The organism is Borrelia sp. RT5S (assembly GCF_021165755.1).
Lineage (GTDB): Bacteria > Spirochaetota > Spirochaetia > Borreliales > Borreliaceae > Borrelia.
Genome location: NZ_CP088936.1, coordinates 567,325 through 594,101, shown reverse-complemented (window position 1 = coordinate 594,101; position 26,777 = coordinate 567,325). Strand labels below are relative to the sequence as shown.

General features: G+C 32.9%; 25 protein-coding genes. 11 read left to right on the top strand and 14 right to left on the bottom strand.

The genetic code is table 11. The features are described 5' to 3' along the window. Nucleotides 1-42: 42 nt before the first annotated feature. The 3 genes from LSO06_RS02910 to LSO06_RS02900 all read left to right on the top strand — a co-directional run bounded on the left by LSO06_RS02910 (nt 43) and on the right by LSO06_RS02900 (nt 1,865). Nucleotides 43-555 (top strand): DUF3996 domain-containing protein, encoded by a 513-nt coding sequence (locus LSO06_RS02910; protein ID WP_231760569.1) that lies wholly within the window; start codon nt 43-45, stop codon nt 553-555. Between the two features lie 137 nt (nt 556-692). Further along, a complete protein-coding gene (locus LSO06_RS02905) occupies nt 693-1,214 on the top strand; it encodes a BAPKO_0422 family outer member beta-barrel protein (RefSeq protein WP_231760568.1) in 522 nt (173 codons plus the stop codon). Between the two features lie 111 nt (nt 1,215-1,325). After that, nucleotides 1,326-1,865, top strand: a complete 540-nt coding sequence (locus LSO06_RS02900) for a BAPKO_0422 family outer member beta-barrel protein (RefSeq protein WP_231760567.1) — start codon at nt 1,326-1,328, stop codon at nt 1,863-1,865. Between the two features lie 13 nt (nt 1,866-1,878). Here the strand turns inward: LSO06_RS02900 and gnd are convergent, their stop codons facing one another. Further along, nucleotides 1,879-3,273 (bottom strand): decarboxylating NADP(+)-dependent phosphogluconate dehydrogenase, encoded by a 1,395-nt coding sequence (gnd, locus tag LSO06_RS02895; RefSeq protein WP_231760880.1) that lies wholly within the window; start codon nt 3,271-3,273, stop codon nt 1,879-1,881. Between the two features lie 119 nt (nt 3,274-3,392). Between gnd and htpG the strand changes: the two genes are divergently transcribed. Further along, nucleotides 3,393-5,240, top strand: coding sequence for a molecular chaperone HtpG (htpG, locus tag LSO06_RS02890; protein WP_231760566.1), 1,848 nt, complete (start codon nt 3,393-3,395; stop codon nt 5,238-5,240). 22 nt (nt 5,241-5,262) lie between these two features. Here htpG and crr read toward each other — a convergent pair whose 3' ends face one another. The 6 genes from crr to LSO06_RS02860 all read right to left on the bottom strand — a co-directional run bounded on the left by crr (nt 5,263) and on the right by LSO06_RS02860 (nt 11,134). Next, complete coding sequence (gene crr / locus LSO06_RS02885; RefSeq protein ID WP_231760565.1) at nt 5,263-5,832, bottom strand: PTS glucose transporter subunit IIA; 570 nt, start codon at nt 5,830-5,832, stop codon at nt 5,263-5,265. Nucleotides 5,833-5,834: 2 nt separating this feature from the next. After that, nucleotides 5,835-7,556 carry a phosphoenolpyruvate--protein phosphotransferase gene (gene ptsP / locus LSO06_RS02880; RefSeq protein WP_231760564.1) on the bottom strand — a complete coding sequence of 574 codons (1,722 nt, stop codon included), beginning with the start codon at nt 7,554-7,556 and terminating at the stop codon, nt 5,835-5,837. Nucleotides 7,557-7,571: 15 nt separating this feature from the next. Further along, nucleotides 7,572-7,832, bottom strand: a complete 261-nt coding sequence (locus LSO06_RS02875; protein WP_231760879.1) for an HPr family phosphocarrier protein — start codon at nt 7,830-7,832, stop codon at nt 7,572-7,574. A gap of 158 nt (nt 7,833-7,990) precedes the next feature. Then, a complete protein-coding gene (locus LSO06_RS02870; RefSeq protein WP_231760563.1) occupies nt 7,991-8,854 on the bottom strand; it encodes a xanthine dehydrogenase family protein subunit M in 864 nt (287 codons plus the stop codon). Next, complete coding sequence (locus tag LSO06_RS02865; RefSeq protein WP_231760562.1) at nt 8,851-9,312, bottom strand: hypothetical protein; 462 nt, start codon at nt 9,310-9,312, stop codon at nt 8,851-8,853. Before LSO06_RS02865 ends, LSO06_RS02870 begins: the two co-directional genes overlap by 4 nt. Further along, on the bottom strand, nt 9,299-11,134 hold the full coding sequence (locus LSO06_RS02860; protein WP_231760878.1) for a hypothetical protein: 1,836 nt from the start codon (nt 11,132-11,134) through the stop codon (nt 9,299-9,301). Before LSO06_RS02860 ends, LSO06_RS02865 begins: the two co-directional genes overlap by 14 nt. Nucleotides 11,135-11,400: 266 nt before the next feature. Here LSO06_RS02860 and LSO06_RS02855 point away from each other — a divergent pair, with 266 nt between their 5' ends. Next, complete coding sequence (locus LSO06_RS02855) at nt 11,401-13,227, top strand: coiled-coil domain-containing protein (RefSeq protein ID WP_231760561.1); 1,827 nt, start codon at nt 11,401-11,403, stop codon at nt 13,225-13,227. Nucleotides 13,228-13,229: 2 nt separating this feature from the next. Here the strand turns inward: LSO06_RS02855 and ligA are convergent, their stop codons facing one another. After that, nucleotides 13,230-15,245 (bottom strand): NAD-dependent DNA ligase LigA, encoded by a 2,016-nt coding sequence (ligA, locus tag LSO06_RS02850; RefSeq protein WP_231760877.1) that lies wholly within the window; start codon nt 15,243-15,245, stop codon nt 13,230-13,232. Between the two features lie 344 nt (nt 15,246-15,589). Between ligA and LSO06_RS02845 the strand changes: the two genes are divergently transcribed. Genes LSO06_RS02845 through LSO06_RS02820 form a run of 6 tightly spaced genes read left to right on the top strand, consistent with a single transcriptional unit; the run spans nt 15,590 to nt 20,792 of the window. Then, nucleotides 15,590-15,970, top strand: coding sequence for a response regulator (locus LSO06_RS02845; protein ID WP_231760876.1), 381 nt, complete (start codon nt 15,590-15,592; stop codon nt 15,968-15,970). 10 nt (nt 15,971-15,980) lie between these two features. Continuing rightward, nucleotides 15,981-16,400, top strand: coding sequence for a flagellar export chaperone FliS (fliS, locus tag LSO06_RS02840; protein ID WP_231760560.1), 420 nt, complete (start codon nt 15,981-15,983; stop codon nt 16,398-16,400). Beyond that, nucleotides 16,390-16,788, top strand: coding sequence for a hypothetical protein (locus LSO06_RS02835; RefSeq protein WP_231760559.1), 399 nt, complete (start codon nt 16,390-16,392; stop codon nt 16,786-16,788). Before fliS ends, LSO06_RS02835 begins: the two co-directional genes overlap by 11 nt. After that, a complete protein-coding gene (polA, locus tag LSO06_RS02830) occupies nt 16,785-19,553 on the top strand; it encodes a DNA polymerase I (RefSeq protein ID WP_231760558.1) in 2,769 nt (922 codons plus the stop codon). The genes LSO06_RS02835 and polA overlap by 4 nt, the downstream gene beginning before the upstream one ends. Further along, on the top strand, nt 19,532-20,143 hold the full coding sequence (gene coaE, locus LSO06_RS02825; protein WP_231760557.1) for a dephospho-CoA kinase: 612 nt from the start codon (nt 19,532-19,534) through the stop codon (nt 20,141-20,143). Before polA ends, coaE begins: the two co-directional genes overlap by 22 nt. Beyond that, entirely contained in the window at nt 20,127-20,792 is a 666-nt protein-coding gene (locus LSO06_RS02820; RefSeq protein ID WP_231760556.1) for an SPOR domain-containing protein, read from the top strand. The genes coaE and LSO06_RS02820 overlap by 17 nt, the downstream gene beginning before the upstream one ends. Here the strand turns inward: LSO06_RS02820 and LSO06_RS02815 are convergent. The 6 genes from LSO06_RS02815 to LSO06_RS02790 form a co-directional block, all read right to left on the bottom strand. Continuing rightward, nucleotides 20,775-22,139, bottom strand: a complete 1,365-nt coding sequence (locus tag LSO06_RS02815; RefSeq protein WP_231760555.1) for an FGGY-family carbohydrate kinase — start codon at nt 22,137-22,139, stop codon at nt 20,775-20,777. The genes LSO06_RS02820 and LSO06_RS02815 overlap by 18 nt on opposite strands. A 4-nt stretch (nt 22,140-22,143) precedes the next feature. Continuing rightward, the gene (locus tag LSO06_RS02810) at nt 22,144-23,364 is read right to left on the bottom strand and encodes a ribose-phosphate pyrophosphokinase (protein ID WP_231760554.1); all 1,221 of its coding nucleotides are present in this window, start codon (nt 23,362-23,364) and stop codon (nt 22,144-22,146) included. A gap of 171 nt (nt 23,365-23,535) precedes the next feature. Beyond that, complete coding sequence (locus LSO06_RS02805; protein WP_231760553.1) at nt 23,536-24,168, bottom strand: hypothetical protein; 633 nt, start codon at nt 24,166-24,168, stop codon at nt 23,536-23,538. 116 nt (nt 24,169-24,284) lie between these two features. Next, the gene (locus tag LSO06_RS02800) at nt 24,285-24,818 is read right to left on the bottom strand and encodes a tetratricopeptide repeat protein (RefSeq protein ID WP_231760552.1); all 534 of its coding nucleotides are present in this window, start codon (nt 24,816-24,818) and stop codon (nt 24,285-24,287) included. 71 nt (nt 24,819-24,889) lie between these two features. Next, nucleotides 24,890-25,816 (bottom strand): hypothetical protein, encoded by a 927-nt coding sequence (locus tag LSO06_RS02795; protein ID WP_231760551.1) that lies wholly within the window; start codon nt 25,814-25,816, stop codon nt 24,890-24,892. A gap of 345 nt (nt 25,817-26,161) precedes the next feature. After that, complete coding sequence (locus tag LSO06_RS02790) at nt 26,162-26,389, bottom strand: KTSC domain-containing protein (protein ID WP_231760550.1); 228 nt, start codon at nt 26,387-26,389, stop codon at nt 26,162-26,164. Nucleotides 26,390-26,777: the final 388 nt, after the last annotated feature.

The window sequence follows — 26,777 nt, the reverse complement described above, 5'->3', positions numbered from 1 at the left end:
CTATAATCTAGGATTACATATTCCTATAGAGGGGGAATTGTCGTGAAAAAAAAGATTACAATCATTATAATAACGTTAGTGTTTTGCTTAAGTCCTGTTTTTGCAAATTCAACATCAAGAAGTAAATTCGGTGCAGGGATTTTATTGCCGTTTCCCATTGCATTAGAATTAAACATTGGGAACGTGGATATAGATTTTGGCCTCTACAGCGGTGCAAACAACTTATTTAAAGATTGGAAAACCCTGTTTCTTGCATTAGATTACATTTTCTACGCATATACCTTCCCAGGCGCAGCTAACGTTTTGGAGCTTGCTGTGGGGGGCGGTGCTTACGGCACTATGTGGTTATCGAGGTGGAGCAATAGCCAAGCAAACAGTGGCCCAATGAACGTAGGTGCGAGACTGCCCTTACTTTTAAATCTTGCAATATCTAGGCACAGATTTGATTTATTTTTAAAAGTAGCGCCCGGTCTTGGAATGAATATTTGGAGCAAAGGAGTAGGTTTTAGATGGGAAGTATTTGCAGGGCTTGGATTTAGGTTCTGGTTTGTGTAAATGAAGATTATATACTAAGAAAAGATGTTCTTGTTCTTTAAAACATATTCGGAACTCCAAACAAAATTACGGATTTTCAATTTTAAAGAGTTTGGGTATGTTACTTAATAGGCAAAGTTGTGGATATAAGGTGAAGTGTGAAAAAGATAGTGTTGATTTTAGCCCTGTTGTTGGTTGTACTTAACGCCTCAGCAAAAGCAGACGGCTTGTATACAAGTCGGGGGTCCTTTGCTTTTGGAGTAATGGGACCTTTCCCATTTACATTTCAGTTGGTCTTGGGCCCCAACGTTGAAATAGAGATTGGACTTTACAATGGGTTGAAGAATTTGTTTCGAAATATCAGCACAATATTTTACTCTTTGGAGTTTATTACCCCTACATACAATTTGCTAGAGGAATCCAGTCTAGTAGATGTTGCACTTGGTATTGGTCTATATGGTATGTGGTGGTTACCAAATTGGAAGCAAACTCAAACAGTTTATAGCTCGATGAATGTTGGGGGGCGCCTGTCTTTCATACTAAATTTCTCAGTTAGTGAAAAATTATTTGATATTTTTTTAAAAGTAGGACCCGGTGTCAACATTTGGGGTGGAAGTTTCAATCCAGCTCAAAAATGGGAAATATTTGCAACTCTGGGGCTTAGGTTTTGGATTGTATAAAATCTTTAAACAACATCTAGCAAGCTACCCTCAGTTTAGCTTACAGGTCTTTATTTAATCTTTAAAACTAATATGTGGTATAATGTCAGATGTTTAATTACTGGAGGCATAATGAGGAAACTGGCACTAATAATATTTTTACTATTAATTACGTGGTCTGATATGTTTGGAAGAAATTCATATCTAAACAGAGGAGTGGGGTTTGGAGGCAGTATTGGGAACCCCGTTTTCAATTATGTTATGTCCTTCCCGTTCATTGATGTTGAAATAGGATATGGAGGTACAAACGGAATGATTATATCCGGCCGCGGAATTGACTCAAAAAAATACGACTTCAACCTATTTGCACTCGCAGCTCTAGATTTGATCTTCACAATACCATTGATAGAAGAACTATCTATTGGACTAGGCATTGGAGGAAGCATGCATATAGCATCTCGCAAATCAGATCTAATAAACCTACAATTGGGATTTGGAGTCAGAACACCAATAGTTCTTTTTTACGACCTAGCAGAAAAGGTAGAAATAGGTTTTAAAATAGCACCTTCAATAGAATTTATATCAAACACAAGATCTCTTGCATATCATCATCTCTATGCAGGCCTTAAGACAAACATAACGGGAGGGATATTTGCAAAATACTATCTTTAACACCCAATTTAAATTATTGCCAATTACTATGGAAAAATTCACCTAGCTTTGAGTCCAGCCTTTCAAACTTATGTGCACCAAAGAAGTCTCGCTGAGCCTGTATTAGATTGGCTGGTAGGTAATTAGTAGAATAAGAATCCAGAAACGAAAGACTTGCATAAAATACTGGCAAAGGTATTCCGATTTCGCTAGCTTTTGAAACTATTCGTCTTAGGGACTTGTGATGCTTCTTGATTACCTCTAAAAAGTAGTCATCAAAGAGTAAATTGATAAGGTGAGGATTTTTATCGTAAGCTAATTTAATCTTTTCTAGGAAAACACTCCTAATTATGCAGCCCTCTCTCCAAACCAAAGAAACTTTTCCCAAGTTTAAATCCCAGCTATAATTAACGGATGCCGACTTAAGCAACATAAAACCCTGAGCATAAGCTAATATCTTTGAAACCAAAAGTGCATAATAAAGATCCAAAATCCAATCACTAAGATCAAATTCAAATGAACCCACATCCATTTTAAGGATGTCACTAGCAATTACTCTCTCATGTTTTAATGTGGAAACAAACCGAGCAAACACAGACTCAAAAATCAAATTTGCAGGCACCCCTGTCTCAAAAGCCTCAATTGAAGTCCATTTCCCAGTACCCTTTTGGCTTGCAACATCCAAAATCTTATCAAGCAAATAATCATTATTTTCTTTGTATTTTAAAATACTGGATGTTATTTCCACCAAATAACTAGAAAGCTCTCCCTCACTCCACTTTTCAAACACTTCTGCAATCCTTAAATTATCTAAGTTAAAAGCTTTCTTCATAAAAAAATATGCTTCACTAATAAGTTGCATATCGGCGTATTCAATTCCATTATGAACCATCTTTACATAATGTCCAGCTCCATTCTCACCAATATAAGCAGAGCAAACATCCCCACTCTGTGTCTTGGCCGCTATCTTGTTTAAAATCGGCTCAACTAACTCATAAGCCCTTTTGCTACCCCCATACAACAAAGAAGGTCCAGTCCGAGCGCCCTCCTCACCCCCTGAAATTCCAAGCCCAACAAAATAAATATCTCTAGAAAACATCTCTCTCTCTCTTCTCATAGTATTCTTGTAATGAGAATTTCCACCGTCAATGACAATATCAAATTTTTCAACTAAAGGTAGAATTTGATCAATTACCTTATCCACAGCTGAGCTTGATATCATTAAAATAATTTTTCTAGGTTTTTCTAAACTTTTAATAAAACTCTCAATATCTTTAAATCCACTAATCTTCCTATGAGCATTGTTTATAAGAAAAACTTCAGTCCTTTCATTGTCTCTATTATAAACAGAAACATCAAACCCATTATCAGCCATATTTAAAGCTAAACTACTACCCATAACACCCAACCCATAAACACCAACATCCATCGCATTGTCCCCTATCTTAACTTTTCGTTCCAAATAAAGCCAGTTTATTCATTATTTTCAGATTATGTTATATCATAGAAAAAGTAAAGATTAAACCAAACGAAAGAGGGGAGAATTTCATGAAAAAACAATTTGACACAGAAGTTAATGATTTGCTTTATTTGATCATACACTCGCTCTATTCCCATAAAGAGATATTTTTACGAGAACTAATATCAAACGCTTCCGATGCGATTGATAAACTTAAATTTTTAAACTTAACAGATGAGAAATTTAAAGGTATTAACCTAGATCCAAGGATAGAAATAAGCTTTGATGACAAAATCATTAGAATTAAAGATAACGGTATTGGAATGGATAAAGAGGATCTAATTAATCATCTTGGGGTAATTGCAAAATCAGGCACCAAAGAATTTATTAATAACTTAAAAAAAGATGAAAAGAAAGCCTCAAGTTTAATTGGACAGTTTGGAGTTGGATTTTACAGTGCTTTCATCGTATCGGAAAAAGTTGAAGTTAGAACAAAAAAGGCCCTAGAAGAGAATGCCTATATCTGGTCTAGTGACGGAAAGACAGGGTATGAAATAAACCAAACGGAAAAAGATGGGATGGGCACCGAAATAACCCTTTACCTTAATGAAGAAGGAACTGAGTATGCTAGTAAGTGGAAAATTCAAGAGATTATAAAAAAATATTCAAACCATATTAACTATCCTATATTCATTAAATATAGGGAACCCTTAATGAAAGATGGAAAACAAGAGGGATTTGAAGACAAAGAAGATAAAGCAAACGAAACTACGGCAATTTGGATAAAAAACAAAAGTGAAATTACTGATGAAGAATACAATGAATTTTATAAAAATCTAACTTTTGACTACGAAAATCCACTTATCCATATTCATACAAAAGCTGAAGGAAGCATTGAGTACATCAACCTCTTCTATGTACCAAGCAAGGCTCCTTACGATCTATACTACCCAAATCCTAAGTCTGGTGTGAGGCTATTCATAAACAGAGTTTTTATAACAGATTCTGAGGGCAGCTTACTTCCAAATTACTTAAGATTTATAAAAGGAGTAATAGATTGTCAAGACTTACCGCTCAACGTAAGCAGGGAGATCCTACAGCAAAATAAAACACTATCCAAAATCAAGTTGTCTTCTGTAAAAAAAATACTAGGAGAACTTGAAAAACTAAGTGAATCGGATTCTTCCAAGTTTGCTGAGTTTTCAAAAGAATTTGGCAGGTGTTTAAAAGAGGGAGTTTATTCTGACTTTGATAACAGGAAAAAACTTATATCCTTGATTAGATTCAAATCTTCTAGCGTGGATGGTCTTGTCTCTTTGAAAGAATATAAAGCTAGAATGCCTGAGGGACAGAAAAGCATATATTATATAACCGGAGGAAGAGAAAACATATTAAAAGCCAATCCAATTGTAACTGCTTACAAAGAAAGAGGGTACGAGACTCTTATTATGGATGATGAACTCGATGAGGCTATTTTAAATTTCATTACAGAATACGACGGAACAAAACTAAAAGCAGTAAATAAAAACGAAACAAGTGATGAATTAAAAGATGCAAACTTTAAAAAAACCGAAGAAGAATTTAAAGATGTCTTATTAAGAGTAAAGGAAATACTTAAAGACCAGGTTAAAGATGTTTTGTTATCAGCCACATTAATAAAAGAACCATCAGCAATCATTATTGACAGTGCTGACCCTACCTATCAAATGCAAAGAATCATGCTGTCAATGGGACAAGAAGTGAGGGAAACAAAACCTATTCTTGAACTCAACCCAAATAACAAAATAGTCCAAAACTTAAAAAACTTAGACGGCGAAAGCCTGGAGAAAATAAGCATCATACTTCTTGAAGAAGCAATAGTAACCTCAGGCCTGCCTAGCAAAAACCCAAGTCAATTCATTAGCATTCTAAACGAAATTTTAGAGAAAAATATGTAACTAAATAAGGGGCTTAAGCCCCTTATTTTTTAACTCTAAGAACTAGATCCTTGCCAGCCTCAACGGGTTTGGTCTGGGATATCTTATTTCTGATATCTTCTGTTAAAGAAGTAGAAGAAGGTAAAATATACTCAGAACCATCATCAAACTTACCGAATACGTACTCAATACTTGAAACCTCATCAGAATTCGCAATAACAACAGGAGTAACCACTGATTCTGCATGAGCCTTTAAATAGTCAAGATCAAGCCTAATAACAACATCTCCCTGCTTCACGCCCACCCCTTCTTCAGCAACCCTTGTAAACCCCTTTCCATTCAAATTAAGTGTATTAATACCAAAGTGAACAAAAATTTCAACGCCTTCTTTAGTTTCAAGACTAAAAGCGTGATTTGTCTTGAAAATCTTACCAATAGTCCCATCACAAGGTGCAACTAACTCACTACCCGTAGGAACAATAGCAACCCCATCACCAACTATTTTTTCAGCAAAAGCCTCGTCCGGAACTTTATCGATTGAAACAACCTTCCCACTAACAGGTGCTATTAAATCCAAAGTAGCGACCTTTTTAAAAAAATCTAAAAACCCCATAACTAATCTCCTATAAATTTATCTAAATATTTCAAAGTCTCTGACTCTAATTTACTATTTAATGCCCTATTAGCTAATTCACCAAGCTCAGATATTGTATATTTCTTTAATAAATATTTAATCCTAAGTGAAGCACTAGGAACCATACTTAAAGACCTAAATCCAAGACCAACAAGAATCAAAGCCCCAGCCTCATCTCCCCCAAGCTCACCACAAACAGACACATCAATTCCAGAGCTATTCCCAGCATCAAAAACATTCTTAATTAGTCTTAAAACAGCAGGATTATACTTATCATATAAATTTGATATCTTCTGATTACCACGATCTACCGCCAAAGTATATTGAGTCAAATCATTAGTCCCAATACTAAAGAACTTCAATCTACTAGAAATCTCAGTAGCAATTAAAGCTGCAGAAGGTACCTCTATCATGCACCCTATTTCCAAATCCTCATCAAAAGGCAAATTCCTAGATCTCAAATTCTCCCTCGCCCTACCTACAAAATGTTCAATTATATCAATATCCTCGTACCTAGTAAGCATAGGCACCATTATCCTTACCTTGCCATAATGACTAGCTCTAAAAATTGCATTAAACTGAACCTGCACTAGCTCTTCATAGTCCATGTACATCCTCAGAGCACGATACCCCAAAAAGGGATTATCTTCCTTTGGAAAATGCAGATAAGGTATTTCTTTATCACCTCCAATATCAAGAGTACGAATAGTAACGACGCCCTTTTTCTCAACAGTCTCCACAACCCTCTTATAAGCTTCAAACTGCTCATCCTCTGTAGGTGGCTTTACAGACTCCATATACAAAAACTCTGTCCTGAAAAGACCTATCCCCTCAAGTCCATACTTATTAACATAAGAAATATCCGCAGGAGTTCCAATATTAGCCTTTAAAGATATCGTAATGCCATCTTTCGTCTCTGCATTCTTATTTTTCAATGAAAAAAGCTCCTCCTCCATCTCATTATGTTTTAGTATTTTATTCATGTACTTATTAAGTTCACTAGTTGATGGATTATTAATAACAATTGAAGAGAGTCCATCAATTATCAGCCTATCACCATCCTTAATGTTGCTAATATCTAGGGGAGACATAACAAGAGCTGGTAACTCCATCGTCCTTGCTAAAATAGCAGCATGGGAAGTCTCACCGCCAACTGTAGTCAAAAATCCTTTAACATAACTTAAGTCAACCTGCATTGTATCAGAAGGAGTTAATTCTTCAGTAATCAAAACTACATCTCGATTAATTTCAGACAGATCTGTCAATTGCCCTAAAATGTTTGAAACAAGCCTATTCCTAATATCTCTGAAATCAGAAGCCCTCTCCTTTAGGTAAACATCAGTATACTCCTCCATACCCTTAATCAACTCTTCAAAAGACAAATAAACAGCGTAAGCAGCACCGCAATTTTCATGCCTAATGAAATTTAAAACGGTATCTGTAAGCTCATCATCTTCAATAATCAACATCTGACCTTCAAAAATACCCTCTTTGTCAGCACCAAGTTGGGCTACCGCCTTCCTTGTAAGCTTTTCAAGCGCAGAAACAGCTCTAACCTTAGCGTCATTAAACTTTTTTATCTCACCGTCAACTTGAGAAGAATCAATTTTTGATTTATCAATCAAACCATCAAAATCTTTTCTAATAAAAAGAGCCTCTCCTATACCTATCCCCTTAGATATTCTTTTTCCCGATAAAGTCATACAAACCTTCCAAGCTTATTCTTTAAAAGACTCAATGAGTTCAGAAAGCTCAGCAGCAGCCCTCTCCTCATCATCCCCATCAGCACAAACCAAAACCTTCTTACCAGAAGACAATTCCAAGGTTTGCAAACGAAATAAGCTCTTCCCACTAACAGATTTCCCATCAGCCTCCACAGTTATATCACTAGCATACTCTTTCGCCTTTTTCACAAAAGTCGACGCCGGCCTTACATGCAAGCCATTAATAGCTCTAATAGTAGCTTCTTTTTTTACCATAAACTCAAGAACCCCTTTTTTTAAAAGATTATTTTTGTAAAACACTAACGAATTAACATTATAATACATAAAAGCAAATTGATAAATTAATTCTATTAGTTTCATATAAAACATTAATAAAAATTAATGATTATTTAACATTTCTAATTTTTCTAAGATCAAAAACTAACCAATATATCAAAATAGAAACTTTTAATGAGCTTCAAGTCCCTCTCGCCAAAGCTACAGTTTTTAGCATCTCTAACATTTTTATCCAACATTTTAAGAGAATCTTCAATCTCAGAAATCGACAAAGGCAAAGATTTATTAAGAAGCAAAACTTGAGAATCCCTTAAAGTAATAACCTTGTCATCATAAAATATTTTTATCAAAAAATCGCTTATAACGTCTCTTTTGATATTTAAAAGAACACAAATAAAAATGACGTTTACATTTTCTAACATTTCAAATGAAAAAGTATCAACAAACACTCTACCATAAAAGCTTTTGTTCCACAGATTTGTAATTGGAAATTTTAATTTAGTTAAAAACAAAGTATTGCGCCTTTGTATGTAATCATCCCTATTAACACTATAGGCACTATAAGTATAAGTTTTTCTAGTTAAAACATCTCTAAATTCAAGTTGCGCATCGAGGCTTAAAAACAAAGGATGCAAATCAAAAACAGTGTTCTTATAATAAAACCCGTTGGCAATGTTAACACTGTTTAAGTATATTTTATCATCTAATTTTGCAATGAGCTCATAAAATAATCTTGGAATATTTCTCTCTCCAAATTTCAATATTTCATTGTAAGTAACACATGGACCTATTTCTAAAAAATTACTCTTAAGTGAAACTTTTTTAAATCTTTCAAAATTATTGACCAAAAAAAAATTACTTGCTTTGTCTTTTTCTTTAAAAATTTCAATATTTTTATGAAAATCAATTTCGTTATACACAATATAATTACTTAATTCCCTATCAAACAAACCAACAAGTGAATTAAAATTTTCCGGGTAATATACTCTTATGCCGCTCATTTTCTCTCTAATTCTTCCAGCCTCAAGTAAACATCTAAAAAAGTATTAACATCAATACAATAACATTTCAAAGTATGATAATAACCCAAGATATCAGTTCTAATTATCACTTTACTCTTCAAAAAATAATAAAATAAAAGAGCGTTGGATGAAAAACAGCTTTCACAAAACCCAAAGTCATTTTCTGACAAAACCTTAATTAAATTCTTATAAAAGGACGTACCCTTTAGCCCATCGACTGTCATGACGCTACTTCCATTTAACATAAAAGCTGGAACTAGATATGAATATATCGGTTGCAGATTTAAAAGCACTAATGAAAAGTTGTTATTAACACTCTCAATTAAATTTTTTTCACCTGAATAAAAAACGCTCGCCAAAAGGTCTCTAGTACTTAAAGAAATATCAACACTCTTTGAAAGACTTTCTCCATTCAAATTAAAACTAATCAGTATCAATCTTCACACTCCATTTATTAAGAACATCTTCAACCTCAATAGGAATTCTGGATAAATTAAAATCAAAAGCTTGAATTAAAGCTGCCCTAATTGCAGAAACAGATGAAATAAATAATGCCCTGAAAGAAAAAAAACCCTCCCCTGCTTCAATAAACTTAAATTCTAGAGAGTCATCAATATCATAATGCATTTTTCCAAAAACATAGCTGGCTGCCAAACTAAAAACTGAAAACGCCCTCTTATTATTGAGCTTAATTTTGTCAATCTTGCCACATTGCACAAAAAAAGTTACATTGCTAAATGTAATTTCAAAAGAATATATTTTTACGATAATTTCAAGAGAGCATGCAACCTTAAATTTAGCATCCGCGCGCAGAATAAAATCTTGTTCAATTACAACAGGATAATCGCCTTTAAAATTTTTACCAGTCATCAAGGCAAGATTCCCCTTAACAGCTAAAATTTCTCTTTCAATAAAGAAAGGTTCTTTAATCAGCCCCCCATGTCCAATATCATTTTCAAAAGCATCGCTTACAACAAAGATTACATTGTTATACGACAATTCAAATTCCCTAGCTAAAGTATTTCTTAAATAATTGATTAAATTATCATCCAAGATTTTATAAGGGATAAATACTTCTAATTTATCTTTATGCAAACTCATAGAAATAGTCTGCCTACCTCCCTGAAGAACAGCGTCTATATCTATAAAACTAAATCCTATGCCTTTCCTCCTTGTATCAAAAATACCATAGGTATTATTTAAACTTATAGAAGATGATTTCCTCATGATGGAATTTTTAAGATCCATCTGATCAAAAAATTTTAAAAACTCATCGTATTCCGTCTTAACATGAGAGAGTAAATAACTAAGGGGTTCAATTGAAAAACTCATCGCAAGATTATACAAGTTTGAATAAACGAAATTATAAACAGAAGTCTCAAATAAAAGATGATTATCATAAAAAAATACAATATCACTCTTGGGTCCTACAAAGTTAATATGCACACTGAAATCAAAAAACAAATTACTGAAAATACGCTTGAGATAGTTAAAATAAAATTTATACATAAAATTCAACGGTCTGTTGATCTCAAGGTCCAAAACAATTTTTGAAAGCTTATTTTCCGCCGATAAACAATTAATAGCTGAAAATTTTAATCTCAAATCCCGCACCATCAAAAAGTGTCTTTTATAGTAGACAATATTAACTCTTCTCCTAAGCCTAGTAGCAAGAACTACGCCCTGCAAAATAGCATTAAAATAAATTGGAGAAAGGGAATTAATGCAATAATTATTAAAAGAATTAATAATTATCTTATCCTTACTAATACAAAAACTATCACTAATAATTTTCTTCAAAAAAACAATGTTATCAACATCAGCATCAATGATTAAGCAATCTCCCTTAAAGCAAACTTTAACCATAAGAGATTCATTACAACAATTTATATAATCTGAGAACTCATAACAAGATCTATGGGTCTCTCTTCCATCAAATTCTCTAGCTACTGACTCAGAATAGCTTTCATTCTTCTCAATCGCTTTAAGCTTAAAAGATACGCTTTCCTCTGCCTTTAATAAAGAATCCAGATTACTAGAATACAAGACCAAAGAAATTTGACCTTCAAAGTCTATCTTGTTATCAAAAAGCTTCAAATTAAAATCATCAGATCCAACAACATCGTTGAACTTTAGAACAATATCATCCCTGTAACTAATGCTGGCAATATGGTCTTTATATTCATCTGAAAGCGTAAAATCTTCGATGATAGCACCACTACTACCACAACAAACTGGCAAACCCCAAATCTCATCCATACTTTCTAAATTCACATACACCAAGAAAACTAATACTTAAGAAACTACACAATTATGTCATAATACCAACAAAATTACTATGTAAAATAAGAAACATTGCTAATACCAAAGTTAGCTAAACTAGCAATATCTAATCAGATGAACTCAGTCTACTTTACCCCCAAATTACCCCCATATGAGCTTTAAACCTTTTTTGATAATTTTTAAAAATTATGTTAGTATCAATCCATGAATTGTGGGCATCGAACGCCCTCGGTAGGATATTTATGGATAAAGGTGGCAAGAAACTTTTCACACTTCTTAATATTTTTTCTCTATTTCCATACGCATCGCTTTTCAGTGGAACTGAACCTGTTGCTGCAAGCGATACCATAATAAGTCCCTCTGCTGTTTACATCCCAAAAGAAGACTTAAGTGAAGATTTCCAAAATGAGAATAATGAGAGCAGGAAAACTCCACAGGGCAGTGCTTCAAACAAATCTAATATTGATAGTAGAAAATCAAATAAGCTTGAATTTAGTGATTTGGAACAGCTCCAAAGATTAGACAAAAATAGACCAACAAACGATAGCCTTCGTGGTAAAGAATTACACTATCCACAATACTTAAGATCAAAAAAATATTCTTTTGAAAATCCAAATATGCATGATGCAAGACCCGGAACAAACATAGATGAATTAAAGCTTAAAATTGAAAGCTATGAACATAAAATGGAAAACATAGAAAGGCTTTTACAAAACAAGAATACAGAGCATATTGAAAGGAAGGATGAAGAGTACGAGAATCTAGCAAAAAGCTTAAAACAGGAAATTGAAGAGATAAAAAGGTTAATCAACAAAAAAGGACACTTACTAGGCAATAATTCTGAGCCACAAGAAGATACTTATGAGGAAAATGAACAAGAGTATGATGACGATCAGGGTAAACATGTGCCAAATCAAAATTATGATTACACAACAGAAAATAATGAGTATTATGATCAAGAACCACAACATTTCCATTCAGAAGCACAAGTGGTAAGAGAACTTGACGACAGAATTACCCATAATGAAGATAGTATTGATAACAATTCTCGGGTACTTAGGGAACTTGACAACAGAATTACACACAACGAAGATAATGTTGACAACAATTCTCGGATGCTTGGGGAACTTGACGACAGAATTACACACAATGAAGATAATGTTGGTAACAATTATCGGGTGCTTGGGGAACTTGACGGCAGAATTACACACAATGAAGATAATGTTGACAACAATTATCGGGTGCTTGGGGAACTTGACGACAGAATTACACACAATGAAGATAATATTCTAGCTCTCCAAAAGGAGTTAACAAATTTACATAGAAATAATAATGAAAACAACAGTTTGGAAGATATAGAACTTAATTTATCTTCTGTAGAAAAAATAATCAATGAGCTGAAAGAAAGAATTGAAAAAACTGAAGAGTCATACAGGGAGAATGAAAGTAAAATCAATAGCAAGCAAGATGAAATAAATGCATTAGAAAAAAGATTAAAAGAAAATGAAAATACTATTTCAACCCTTCAAAAAGAATTGGCAAATTCTGAAAAGAAAGACCTTTTAATGAAAGAGCACAAAGAAATAAAAGGCAAGCAAGAAGAGGAACGTTCAGAAATACGCCCCTCCAAGGCGGCCTCCCCCCCAGAACAGGGCAAAGAAAGTGCAATAACAAACAGCATAGAACCATTTCCACAAGAAAAAATGAAGGTTAAAGAAATGACTCATAAAAATAACGAAAAAATGACCGGAATAAAACCTGCCAACTTTCAAATATATCCAGACACGTATTTAAATAACTACAACTTTAAAGAAAAGGGAAATAACTTCGCTTTTAGAAAACCAAACAAATACTATGTTGAAATAGAGCCAACAAAAAGTTTATACAGAGCAAGAGAAGTTTATGAGTTAATTTCAAGACATCATATAAAGAATTATTTCATTAACCCATCACTGAAACACAAAGAACCTTTCTTTAGAAATTTAATAGAAATAGAGAGTACTAACGAAATAGATTCCTTATACAAAGACCTAGAATCTGAATTTAAGGATATAAGAGTAATAAAATAAATCTAATCTTGAAGTTCTATTAAACTTCTAATATCAGAAACACCAATGATCTTAATACCCAGCTCGCCAGCTTTTCTCACTTTCAGGCCAGGATTCTTTCCAACAAGTAAAAAGTCCAAATCTTTAGTAACTGAATTGCTAAAGACGGCACCTTTCTCAGTTAATTTCTTAATAAGAATGTGCCTGGAATATTCCTCAAAAGAGCCTGTAATGCAAAATTTCTGCCCAAGTAAAGAAGAATCATTTAAATGATTCTCTTCCTTGTTCTCCTCCATTTTAAATCCCAATTCCTTTAAAATATTGAATTTACTTAAAATATTATCATCATTAAACGACTCAATAATATTTAAAGCTGTTCTTTCTCCTATTCCCTTAATTTTTAAAAGCTTTGCAAGGGCATTCTCTTTATCTTTACAAAGAGTACTAAACAAGTCAAATGAGTTTAAATTATTATCAATTAACAATGCTATTGTATTCTCCCCAACTTCCTTAATACTCATGCTGAGGAGTAGTTTTCTAAATGGTTTCTTTTTGCTGTTTTCGATTGAATTTTTAAATTTATCTATTTTCTTAAGCTTAAACCCTTTCAAATCAATAAGTTTATCAAAATTAAAAGTATAAAGATCGATTTCTGAATGTATAAAACCCATTTTAAAGAGAAACTCAATTGTTTTATCTGAAAATCCCACAATATCCATACATTTTTTACTACAAAAATACTTTATTCGTTCAACTATTCTAGAAGGACAACCTTTGTTTTCGCAAAAAAGGTGAGACCCCTCACTTACTAAAAATGTGCCACATGAAGGACAACTACTTGAAATTTTAAAACTACCAACGGAAAGCTTTTCAACTACTAATTCAACAGCAGGAATTACGTCTCCACGCCTTGAAACTGAAACAATATCTCCAATATTTAAACCAATAGAATCTATATAATCTTGGTTATGCAGAGTCGCATTTTCAATAAAAGCTCCAGAAACAAAAACTCTCTCAATATGCGCAACAGGGGTAATTTTACCACTTCGACCAACCTGAACAAAAATATCAATCACCTTGCTAATACTTGTAAGAGATTCAAATTTATAAGCTATTGACCACTTTGGATGATGCGAAGTATGTCCCAAAGCTTCCCTTAAACTAAAACTATCGACCTTAAGAACAACCCCATCAATCTCATATTCAAGAGAATTCCTTTTATCCTCTATCTCTTTGACATAACTCATAATGTCTTCTTCTAAATTTTTGCCATTAAAAATCTTAAAAAAAGGATTAACTTTAAATCCCAACCCTTCAAGCTTATTCAAAGCATCATGATTTGTATTAAAGCTTAAGCTAGAATACAAAGCATCATAAACAAAAATATCTAAAGGAAAATTAGCAACTTCCCTGCTATTTATTCTCCTAAGTATACCTGAGGCTAAATTTCTAGCGTTAACATAAGAGTTTTTCAATGTTTGATTTATTTTAAAAAAATTTTCCTTACTAATATAAATCTCGCCTCGTAATACCAAGTCAACATTTTCATCAATACGTAAAGGAACATTTTTGATTGTTCTAACATTCTCAGTAACATCATTCCCAACCCGTCCATCTCCTCTAGTCAGCGCTCTCTTCAGTATTCCATCTTCATAATAAAGAACAATTGAACATCCATCAATTTTTGGCTCAACCGAGACACCATTCAAAACTTCCAAGCTGGAGCTAGAAGCGCCCAATCTCACCCTACTAATCCATAAAAATAATTCCCTCTTATCATAAGCCTTATCTAGACTTAACACAGGAAAAGAGTGTTCAATTTCTTTAAACTCATTTAAAAGGTCATTCCCAAACTTAAGAGTGGGGGTGTCTAATGTTTTATATTCAGGATACTTATTCTCTAAATCTCGAAGGCGCAAAAGAGATTTATCATAGTGTAAATCGTCTACACTTGGTGCTGAGTCGACATAATACTCTTTGTTCCATTTTTTGATCGAATTTTTTAAATATAAAATCTCTCTCTCTACTTTTTTATTCATAAATTCAGCATCAAAAATTACTAAAAATTCAAGGTATATTCTAACAAAATAATGCAAACAATGTACGTTATCTTTGAAAGATGAAACAAAAGTGTAAGCAATTTCTGGCTCAGACACAAAATAACAAATTTAAAAGTTTGAGGTTGAAACAATATCAAAAAGCTAATCCAATAATTAAAATAAATTTAACAGCTAACTGCCTTAGAAATGAATAAATTGATCCTAAAGTTTGGGGAAAATAACTAAAAAAGAACAAAATTGGGAATTATGAATTATATCTTTAATTGAGCGTCTAAAATCACTTTTGACGTCTTATTATGCTAGAATTAATCGGGGAGCGGAAGTTGAAAGAGAACAGAAAAGCCTTAGTTGTTGATGACTCTATTTTTATGAGAAAAAATCTGATCAAAATATTGAAAAAATTAGGCTTTAGCGAATTTTTTGAAGCGGAGGACGGGTTTGAAGCAGTTAGGGAGTTTGAACAACGGGAAGAGATTGACCTGATAACCCTTGATATAACAATGATGGGGATGGATGGTATTACAGCTCTTGAAAGGATGAATGAAATTAATAATAAATTTTCAAAAAAGATTAATGTATTAATGGTTACAGCACTTGGAAAACAAGAGCTCATTAAAAAAGCTTTGGAACTTGGCGCTAAGGGTTATATTACAAAACCCTTCAGAGAGGATCAAATAACAGAGCAAATAAAAACATTGGAATAGGGGAAAATTCTTGACTTTAAAAGAAGATATATATAAGAAAACTCAGATTAACACATCAAGCCCTATCTTGTTACTGGTGATGCTTTATGAGAGGGCCATACAAGATTTGGAAATTGCTAAAGAACTCTATCAAAAAGAAGACTTAAAAAGTACAGTAAAGGCTGATGAGAGGGTGTACCATGCACAAGACATAATCATTGAATTGATGTCTACACTAAATTTTGAAGACGGTGGTGTCATCTCTAAGCAGTTGTTTTCAATATACTCTTTTTTAAACAAAGAATTAGAACGAGTTATACTAGAAAAAAATAGAGACAACATTCAAGAAATAATAAAGCATCTTAAAAATCTGCATGTGGCTTGGAAGGAAATCCTTAATAAGGGCCACAGTACTAACAACAAAAAATTAGGGATTGATATTGTCAGTTAACCAAATGTTAGAAAAGTATTTGCAAGACCTAGCACTTGAACTTAAAAAGTTAAAAGCTCTTTTGGAGTTTGAAAGTGAGAACGTCAACAAAGGGATGATTAGCACATTAAATTTCACAAACCCTAGAAAAGATTTAATATTGGCTTCCATCAGCGGCTATTATACCACCATAAGTTCATGGCTAGAGGGGAGGAACGATACACGGAAAGAAGTTGAGGCTTTAATAGAGGATATTAATTCACTTAGAGAAGAAATATGCATGCTGTATCAAAATTCGTACAGAACGATGAAAGAACTTTATGAACGAAAATCAACAATACCAAAGGCAACGTTCTCTAAATATCTTTTTAAGCAAAACAATCCAATTTTAGTAGATATTAAGATATGAAAACAATTTATCTCATCGATGCCTTAAATATAATATTTAGAAGTTATCACGTAATGAAAAGCAGTCCTTTGTTTAATAGAAAAGGAGAAAATGTCAATGCATTTTTTGGATTTTTTAAAACTCTTTTCTTCATAATTAAAGAAAAAAATCCAGAAAGCCTAGTTGTAACTTTTGATTCAGAAACGCAAACTTTTAGAAAAGAAAAATATCCGGACTACAAATCAACAAGGGATGTCCCTCCTGATGATTTAATACCTCAAATCTACTGGATAAAAGAAGGATTAATAAAGGCAAATATTCCAATTTTTGAGATACAAGGGTATGAGGCCGATGATCTTATCGCTAGTTTTGTAAGAAAAGCCGAATCGAGTAATTATTTAACATATATCATCTCTCCAGACAAAGATTTACTACAAATGATGTCAGATAAAACTAGAATACTTAAACTCGAAAATGGTAACTTTGTAGAAATGGACAGTGATTACGTGAAGAAAAAATTTTCAATAACTAGTTCTCAAATAAAGGATTATTTATCCATTGTTGGCGACAGATCAGACAATATACCGGGTGTTAAAGGGATTGGAGAAAAGGGAGCCGCCAAGCTCCTAAGTGAATTTAAAACATTAAATGAAATATACGAGAATATAGATTCCATTAATAAAAAATACAAGAAAATTTTGATAAAAGAAAAAGAAAATGCTTTCTTAAGCTACGAACTTGTTAGTCTTGTAGAAGATTTAGAACTGCCTGACCTTGACAAATTTAAACTTGGGGATTTTAAAGAAGACGTCATTGAACTGTTTGAAGAGCACTCTGCTACAAAACTAATTAAGTCTTACAAGAAAGATATCTTGAGGAAGACATCCATAAACCAAACACAAAAGTCAATCTTTGAAAAGAATATCCCAATTATCAATCAAGCAGATAAAGACATTTTAAAAACAATAATGCCATATTCAAGCAATTTAAAGACAATACAAGAGGAAAATACCAAATATGAGACAATACTGATTAAAGAACAACTTGACTCCTTAATAGAAAAACTAAAAACAGCACAGTGTGTGGCAATAGATACAGAAGCAACATCTTTTAATGCTTATGAAGCCAAAATAATTGGAATCTCAGTTGCATTTAAAGAATTTGAGGGTTACTACATTCCAATAGACAATAAAGAAAAAAAATTTATTGAAAAAGAATATATAGCACAAAAATTTAATGAATTTTTTAAAACGAAGCCCAAGCTAATTGGTCAAAATTATAAATTCGACTATAAAATACTTAAATATAATGGATTTGACCCTATTCCTCCTTACTTCGACACAATGATAGCAGCTTATGTTATTGACTCAAACACAAAAGTATCTCTTGATTTTTTAGCAGAAAAGTATTTAATGCATAAGAACATAACATACGAAGAAATAGTTGCAAAAAATAGTACCTTAAAGGGGGTACCGCTTGAGATAGTGTCCAATTACTCCGCCGAGGATGCTGATGTTACTTTCAGGTTGTTTAACATCTTTACAAAAAAGCTTAAAGAGGACCATCTTGAAGACTTGATGATGAAGATAGAAATGCCGTTTAGCATAGTTATTACAGATATGGAGGAAAATGGCATTTATGTTGACAGAGATTACCTAAGACAATACAGCTGTGAACTTGATAAAGAATTAAAATTAATTGAGAATGAAATAATTGAAAGCATAGGTATTGAATTTAACTTAAATTCAACAAAGCAACTACACGAAGTCTTATTTGAAAAATTAAATCTGAATATCCCAGAAGATGCTAAGCAAGACTCAACAGAGATTAGATTACTAGAAGCAGTAAAACCTCAACATAATGCTATAGAAAAGATCATACAACACAGACAGCTTGCAAAGTTAAAAAGTACATACACAGATATTTTAATAGATTTTGTTAATAAAAAAACAAATAAAATACACACCAATTTTTTACAAATAAGAACAGCAACGGGAAGAATTTCAAGCACTTCACCCAACTTACAAAACATTCCAATTAAGGATGAGAGAGGGCGTAAAATAAGGGAAGCATTCAAGCCGGATAAAGGAAATATTTTCATCTCTGGTGACTACTCGCAAATTGAACTTGTGATACTAGCGCATCTTTCAGAAGATGAAAATCTAATCGAAGCTTTCAAAAGCAAGAAAGACATACACACGGAAACAGCATCACAACTTTTTAAAGTAGGCAAAGATAAGGTAACTCCTTTAATGAGAAGGATGGCAAAATCTATCAATTTTGGAATAATTTATAGAATGTCGGATTTTAGACTTGCGAAAGATTTATCAATTTCACGAGAAGAGGCTAAAAAGTTTATTGATTCTTATTTTACTCTTTACTCCAAAATAGAAACTTTTATGACAAACCAGATAAATTTTGTAAGAAAAAATGGATATAGTGAAACTCTTTTAAAAAGAAGAAGGTATATTAAAGAAATTAATAGCCAAAATTATACGGAAAGATCAAGTGCCGAGAGAATAGCGATAAACAGTACAATTCAGGGAAGTGCAGCCGATATAATGAAAATTGCAATGATTAAAGTTTATGATGAATTTAGGATTAGAAAGTTAAAGTCAAAGATACTTTTACAAGTTCATGATGAGATGTTAGTCGAATCTCCTGAACAAGAATGCAAAGAAGCAATGAAGATAATCAAAGAAAAGATGGAAAATGCTTATCCGTTAAGACTTCCTTTAAACTCAAATATTGAAACCGGAAAATCATGGGGAGAAATGCATCCATAATTGGGATAACCGGCAAAATAGCAACTGGAAAAGATACTGTTTCAAAAATAATTACGGGTGGGTATGGGTATCACGAGATAGATGTAGATAAAATTGGACACACAGCTCTACATAAAAGGCGAGATCAAGTAGTTGAGGCCTTTGGTAGTAAAATATTAAATAATGAAAATGAAGTAGTAAGATTGAAGCTCAGAGAAATTGTTTTCTATGATAAAGAAAAACTGGATAAGCTAGAAGCAATAACACATCCCTTTATACAAAAGGAAGTAGAAAGCAAAATATTGGAGAGTACATTTGATAGAATCATAATAAACGCTGCGTTGCTTTTTAAATTAAATCTTGAGCAATTCTGCAGATATATATTTGTAATAAAAGCAAGCGATACCGTGATAAGAGCAAGGCTGAAATTAAATCGCAACTTCGATGATAATTTGATTACAAACATACTTAAGTGGCAAAAATGTATTTTTTTCAATAAAAATACTCTAAATCTAGAAATAATAAATATAATTAACAATGGGAGTTATGATTGTCTGAAAAAAAAAATTGATACAAAAATGAGAGAGGTAATGGATGAAAGATTTGAATGAGAGTAACAACAAAGGCTTTTTGGTAGCGCTTACTTCAATTATAGCCGTTTGTACAATAATATTCCTTGGAATAATTATTTTCTTCCCAAACAAAAATCTAGCCTCTGACATCGCAAGCAAAAATATTGTTTTACAAGAAACAGAAGAAAAAAAAGCTATGGAAAATGAAAATACCGAAGAGACATTAAAAATAACCGACAATGCAAATGAAATTATAATTGACCTTACAAAAGATCTTAAAAAAGATAAAAGTTTAAATAGCAATATCGGTAGCGGGAAAGAAATGCGAGTCATAAAACAAGATGCTACGCCCAAAAGACACCCAAGGGAATCACTCCAAAAACCAAAAACTATTGCAAAGACAAAAAGGAAATCTTACAACAAATCTGAAAATAAATATGACCCTAATAAGGAATACTACGTACAATTTGCATCACTATCGGACCCAATTGCAGCTGATAATAATATTCAGGAACTAATGAAATACAGAATACAAGCAAAAATCTATTCAGCAACAATAAATGAGAAAGATATCTACCGAGTCAGATCTGGGCCCTATAAAACCATATCAGAAGCAAAATCAGATCTGGGAAAAATATCAACATCAAATTCATTCAAAGATGCCTATATCTTAACTATTAATAAATAAATCGAAATTCAAAACATATTTTTGGTATTTCTCTACATAAATGTCATGAACGCTGGTGTTGCACGGTATAACTCTCTCAAATTTAGCAAGCTTTTTAAACGCTTTGTCTAGGCTTTCAAACTCTTTTAAACGACAAAAAGCCAAAATTGCATTACCTATAATTTCTGAATGTTTAAATTCAAAAATCTTTAAATCCCTACCAATAATATTAGCCTTTAGTTCATTTAAAAATAAATTATCTGAATTAGATCCACTCAAAAAAATATCCAATACCTCCTTTCCCAAAGATTGAAACTGCAGGAGTCTGTCATAGAACGCAAAATAAGAAGATTCAAGTATTGCAATACCTATTTGTAAAGGATTATCTGCTCTCCCCAAAATACCTTTGCTTAAATCTTCCTTTATTTGTACATCCACTAAAATATGATCGGGAAAAATCTCTTTCTTGCTTCTATAAAAGTAGATATCATCCATTTCATTTACCCTAGATATTTCCTCAAAAAACTCTACAAAAGGTTTAGTCCTATGAAAAAATTTATCTTTAAGAACCTGCATCAAATACCCAGAAGGAACTATTTTTCCAATAACGAATAAATCATCTAAAAAATAAGGATACTGCAAAGAGAGGCCTTCTAACTGCTCGTCTGAAACTAAATTAAAACCTTCACTTGTCCCCGTTCTGTTTGACACAATTCCAGGGTAAAACGCCCCACTCCCAACAAGAACACTTAAATAATCCATACCAGCATTAATTACCTCTACCCCACCCTTGATTCCAAATTCAACACTAGCACTATTAGTAACTCTCCCAGCAGTCTCCCCCATCCTTAAAAAGGGGGGAAATTTATTCTTATCAAGATTGTATTCTCTTATCTCAATATCACTCCAAATAAAAGGCAAATAAGCTGAACTGGGATAGCTTGTAATAAGATTACCTGTAAGCAAATAAATAAAATACTCAAAACAAGATACGAAGTACCTAACCTTATCATAAATTCCTCTCTCACATGTGCTCAGAACAAAGGGCAAGAAAGCAGACTTACCACTAAACCCACCAAATACCTTAGAAGAATTCCAATGCAGAACCTCCAAAGGAACTAAATTTGAATCAAGAGTTATTAAACACGGGGAGATACCACTAATAGAAATGCAATCCACATCTCTACCTCTGAAATTAGAAAACACCCTCTTTAAAGCAAAGACCCATATTCTGTAATCAAAATCTCTAAAATCAACAACGAAATAATCAAAATAACTTACATCAAAACTCTCCAAGACCCCTTCTTGAGAATTGAGTAAAGCAGACTTTAAAGTACTAGTACCAATATCAATACTTAGCACATTCATAAAATCATCTCTTCGAAATCAAACTTTGAATATCATCACTTCTATCCAGAATTTTTTGTAAACTGATCCTGTTGTGAATCGCAAAAATTGCACCCGCAAAAATATGCGCAACATTAGCCTCGCAATACCAAGGTTTATTTATAAGCTCAGAATCATGGTAAACCGCATTTGTCCCTATGATTTTGTAAAAATATCCTTCTTCATAAGCTTTGTCAAAATACTTAATAGCATCCCCATTAAAAAATGGCAAACTTATTGCACATATAATCTTTTTAGCTCCCATGCTTTTAAGTAATTTTACAGCCTTAATAAAAGTTCCACCAGTGGCCAACATGTCATCGCTCATAAAAACGTTCTTACCCTCAACATCTCCTAAGAGTTTAGTAACAGATATGTTAGAGTCGCTAACACTATGAACTACCCTTGAATAATCTCTCTCTTTATAAAGCAAAGCTAAAGGCCTCTTAAGACTAGATGCGAAAAACTTATTTCTATTAACAGCCCCTGTATCGGGAGAAACAACTACCAAATTTAAATCTTTAATGTCTATCAGATCGGCTAAAACTTCAAAAATTTCGTAAGATACATTCAAATTTTCAAAATACGACCTTCTGAAAACATTCTCAATGGATTTTGAATGAATATCTAATGTTAAAATATGTTTAACTCCCAACTCTTCTAAAAATCTCCCAAAGAGACTTGCCGTTAGTCCCTCTCTTGAATGTTTTTTATCCTGTCTTGAGTAAGGATAAGAAGGAACGATAACACTTACAGAATTCGCTTTAGCCTGAATACATGCATCTACTGTAGTCATTAAATTCATCATATGGTCATTGATTGTCATGACTACTTTTTCATTTCCATTTACATCAACTGGAAATGTGTTAGAAACATCCTGAACAATAAAAATATCTCTATCTCTTATGGTCTTTAAGATCTCTGACTTAAATTCACCATTGGCAAATTTGACGAACTTCACAGGAATCGACATGTCTTCATCAACCCCTATGTTAGAAAATTCAAGCCCTTCCAAAAAAGGAGGCAAGATTCCCTCAAGCTTTAAAATATCTTCCTTCAAACAACTAGAAGTTTTAGAAATTTTTTCAACAACCTGTCTTTCAGCATGCAGAAATATCTTTCTAAGCTCTCCAATGATTTTACCAGCAAACACCTTCCCACCAGGACAAGCAACAATTCCTATCGACTTCTTAATAAGCAGACTCAATTTCGAAAACTCCCCACTTAAACAAAAACACTTCTTCTATTCTACATTAAATCAACCAAAATACACAAAAGACCAACGAAAACCCTTAACAAACGGACCATACACTTGGGTGAGGAAATTGCACCAAACAACCACCTACACCCCAAAACCAATTATTAGCTATGCTGCGATCTATATAATTCCAAACTCGAGCCCCAATCCAACCTTTAAGTCAGAAAATACATTGTTCTTAATGTTCCAACTATAATACACCTCAAGCATTAAGAAAGAAAGTACAGCCCTCCCTCCTAAATCCCAAGCAAACACACCAAGATCATCCAAAATAGAATCTTTAACACCAGTAGCCACATTCAATCTAGGTCCAGTAAATAATGCAACAGCACCAATAAAAAAATCTAATCTTGTATAAAATCTGGGCTCTAATGCTCCAATAAATGAAAAGCTATCATTCAATTGTCCCTCACGACTTATTGCCTTAAATAAATTCAAATCAAATCCAAGTTCAAGCCCAAGTGACAAAAGATCATCAAATCTTGCTCCCATTTGAGCATGGCCTCCATAACTTAAACCAGTCTTAGACACATTAACCATATCCGAAAAACTTCGAACTATTTCCTCTCTCTCTACGGAACTCACGTCCTTCTTCAGCTTCTCTCCCAAATCTAAAGCCGTATTATAAAAATTTGAAATAACACTAACCGGTATGTCTACTCCAAATCCAAGATTAAGTTCAAAAGTGGTGTCCGAAAAACTATTGACAGAAACAAGCATAAACAAACCTAAAAATAAAACCCTTACTCTCATGTTAGTTAAACCTCCAAAAATATCTAAACAAACTCTGATACTAAACCCTAAACTTTTAGTACAAGAGCAGTTGTAACAAATATTGGCCCATTATACCACAAAAACCATTTTTAGAATCAATTCTCTAAGATGGAAGAGACTATATCACTTGCACTGGAAGGGACAGGATAATTTAATTCTCTATACTTTAATATGTATTTTTTTGTATTTTCCTTATCATTTCTTAAATGATAGATGTAGAAGACATTAAACAACGCTTCCTTATTAGCAGGAGCACTTTCTAGAGTCTTTAAATAAAATTTTAAAGACTCATCCAAACTATTCTTCCTTAAAAACAAGTAAGCTTTTAAATTGATCAATAAAATATTGTCAGGATCACTCTCCAATAAAGACGCAAGGCTAGACTCAGCCTCATCATATTTTTTTAAATTTATATAAGCTAAAACAAAATTATAGCTAGATGCATTATTTAAATTTAAATTAAATTTAATAGACCTCTCATAAAGTGATACAGATGCTTGATTGTTCCCAAGCTCCTCATTCAATTTGGCAAGTTTATAGTACTCATCTGAGATGGCCTGATATTCTCTAGAAAGAGTACTGCATGATAACACTAAACAAAGAGGAAAAAAAAAGAACACCTTATACATAAAAACACAAAGTTTGTCCACTTAGGACAAACATTATAAATTAAAATTTAACACCAATCAAACACAAAAACCTAAATAATGATTGGAATCTCAAACCCAAGTCCAAGTCTCAGGTCCCTATATTTAAAATCACTAACAGAAAACAATACCGATGTTTCCAAATTAAGAAATGCCAATCTTATTCTAAATCCGGTCTCAATAACATTGAAAGGACTAGTTATCTTATTCTCATTACCCAAATTTCCAACATAAACAGGATCTGTTACCAAAGATTTATCACCAAAGCCCGTAAAAAGGGTAGCAGCTAAATAATAGATATCATACTTGGCAAAAAGTCTTGGCATTACTCCAAACCCCAAATTATCGGACGAAGAATCTCTTAAAAGTCTAGCATTAGGCACAATCATTCTTCCAAAATTCATACCAAATCCAAGCTCAAACCCAAAATAAAAATCACTGTCCACAATAGGAAGTCCAACTTGAAAATATCCCTGAAGACCAGTACTAAACAAAGGTGACAACTTTTTCCTTAAAGCATCGTTTAAAGCATTTCCCGGAGTAGAAATTCCATCCAACAATGCAAAAACATCATCCGAACTACCAACTCCAAACTCGCCCAACTGGTCAAATACCATTTCCTTTAATTCAACAGCATGTTTAGTCGTCTCTCCTAACTGCATCATAAACTTTTTAATGCCAATTCCACTAACTCCATCTAACCTTTCAATTAAAGTCCCAACATCTAATTTACTTAACTTTAAAAAAGTATCTCTAAGCTGATGGGCATTAGCTAAAATAGACCTCACATCCTTTAAAGAAGACAAATCCAGTTCAAAAACATCTGCTATCTGCATTGCTTTCAACCTATCAGGCAAGCTAATAATAGCATTGTAATTTCCCCGATAAGAATTGTAAACAGCAGTAGCACTGTTAACAAGAACATTAAAGCGAGGCATAGCCTTCCTCTTAAAATCCTTCAAGATAGAGAAAAACCGCATACTCAACCAATTGTCAAGCACCGTACCCGTGTCTTTATTGAACAAAAAAAACGACTCAAGACTAGTCTGAAAATTAACGCCTGCTGAGAAGTAAAAGACCTTAGCAAAAGTTGTCTGAACACACAGAAAACAAACTCAAGACAATCAAAAACCTTTTCATATCTTCCTCCTTTAACACATTTAAAATATAAAATTAACCCCTTTAATTATACATATTATGCTGACAAAACTCAACCAATTATCTTTAAAGTCTTTATTTTAAAAATCAAGCTAGCATTTAAATGCAAATAAGCAAATAAAAAAGGACCCCCAATACACGGAGCCCTTTTCCACTAAATAATTAAATTAAAGCTTTTCTTGATCATATTTGTTGAAAATATGTTCCGTTAAGTACTTGCCAACCGATTTTCTCTCTTGAACAAGTTTAGATATTACACTAAAATGCCTTGGCTCAATCTTAAAATACTTATAAGCCCTACCATCTTTGAAAAACACCGAAAGCTCCGACAAGGCGGAATCGTAATCGACCTGACTTATTTTGCTCAACTCATGAGATATTGTTAAAGTATTCAAACTTATACCCTCCAAATGATTGTTCTTAGGAGTATAAAACTATAAAGTAAAGAAAGAGTAAATTCATTAAATATGAGAACTTTTAATCAATAAAATCAAAATTTACTAAATGATATATTCCTTGTACATGATTGTATTACACTGGATAAAGCTTAGTCAAGGGATCCCAGAAGTAAATCAACCAATATAACAGTGGCTCCTCAACCACCCACAAGCCCCAACAGATCAGCACAGACTAGCAATGAAACCCTTTAAGCACAACCAGAAAGCGTATTTCGCTTTTGGATAATTTAAGTCTTAAATCGAAATTACTTGACACAACCGAAATAGATTTTTTGAAAAAAATCATGTAGAATGGCTAGGGGAATTAGTGTTCTATATACACAAA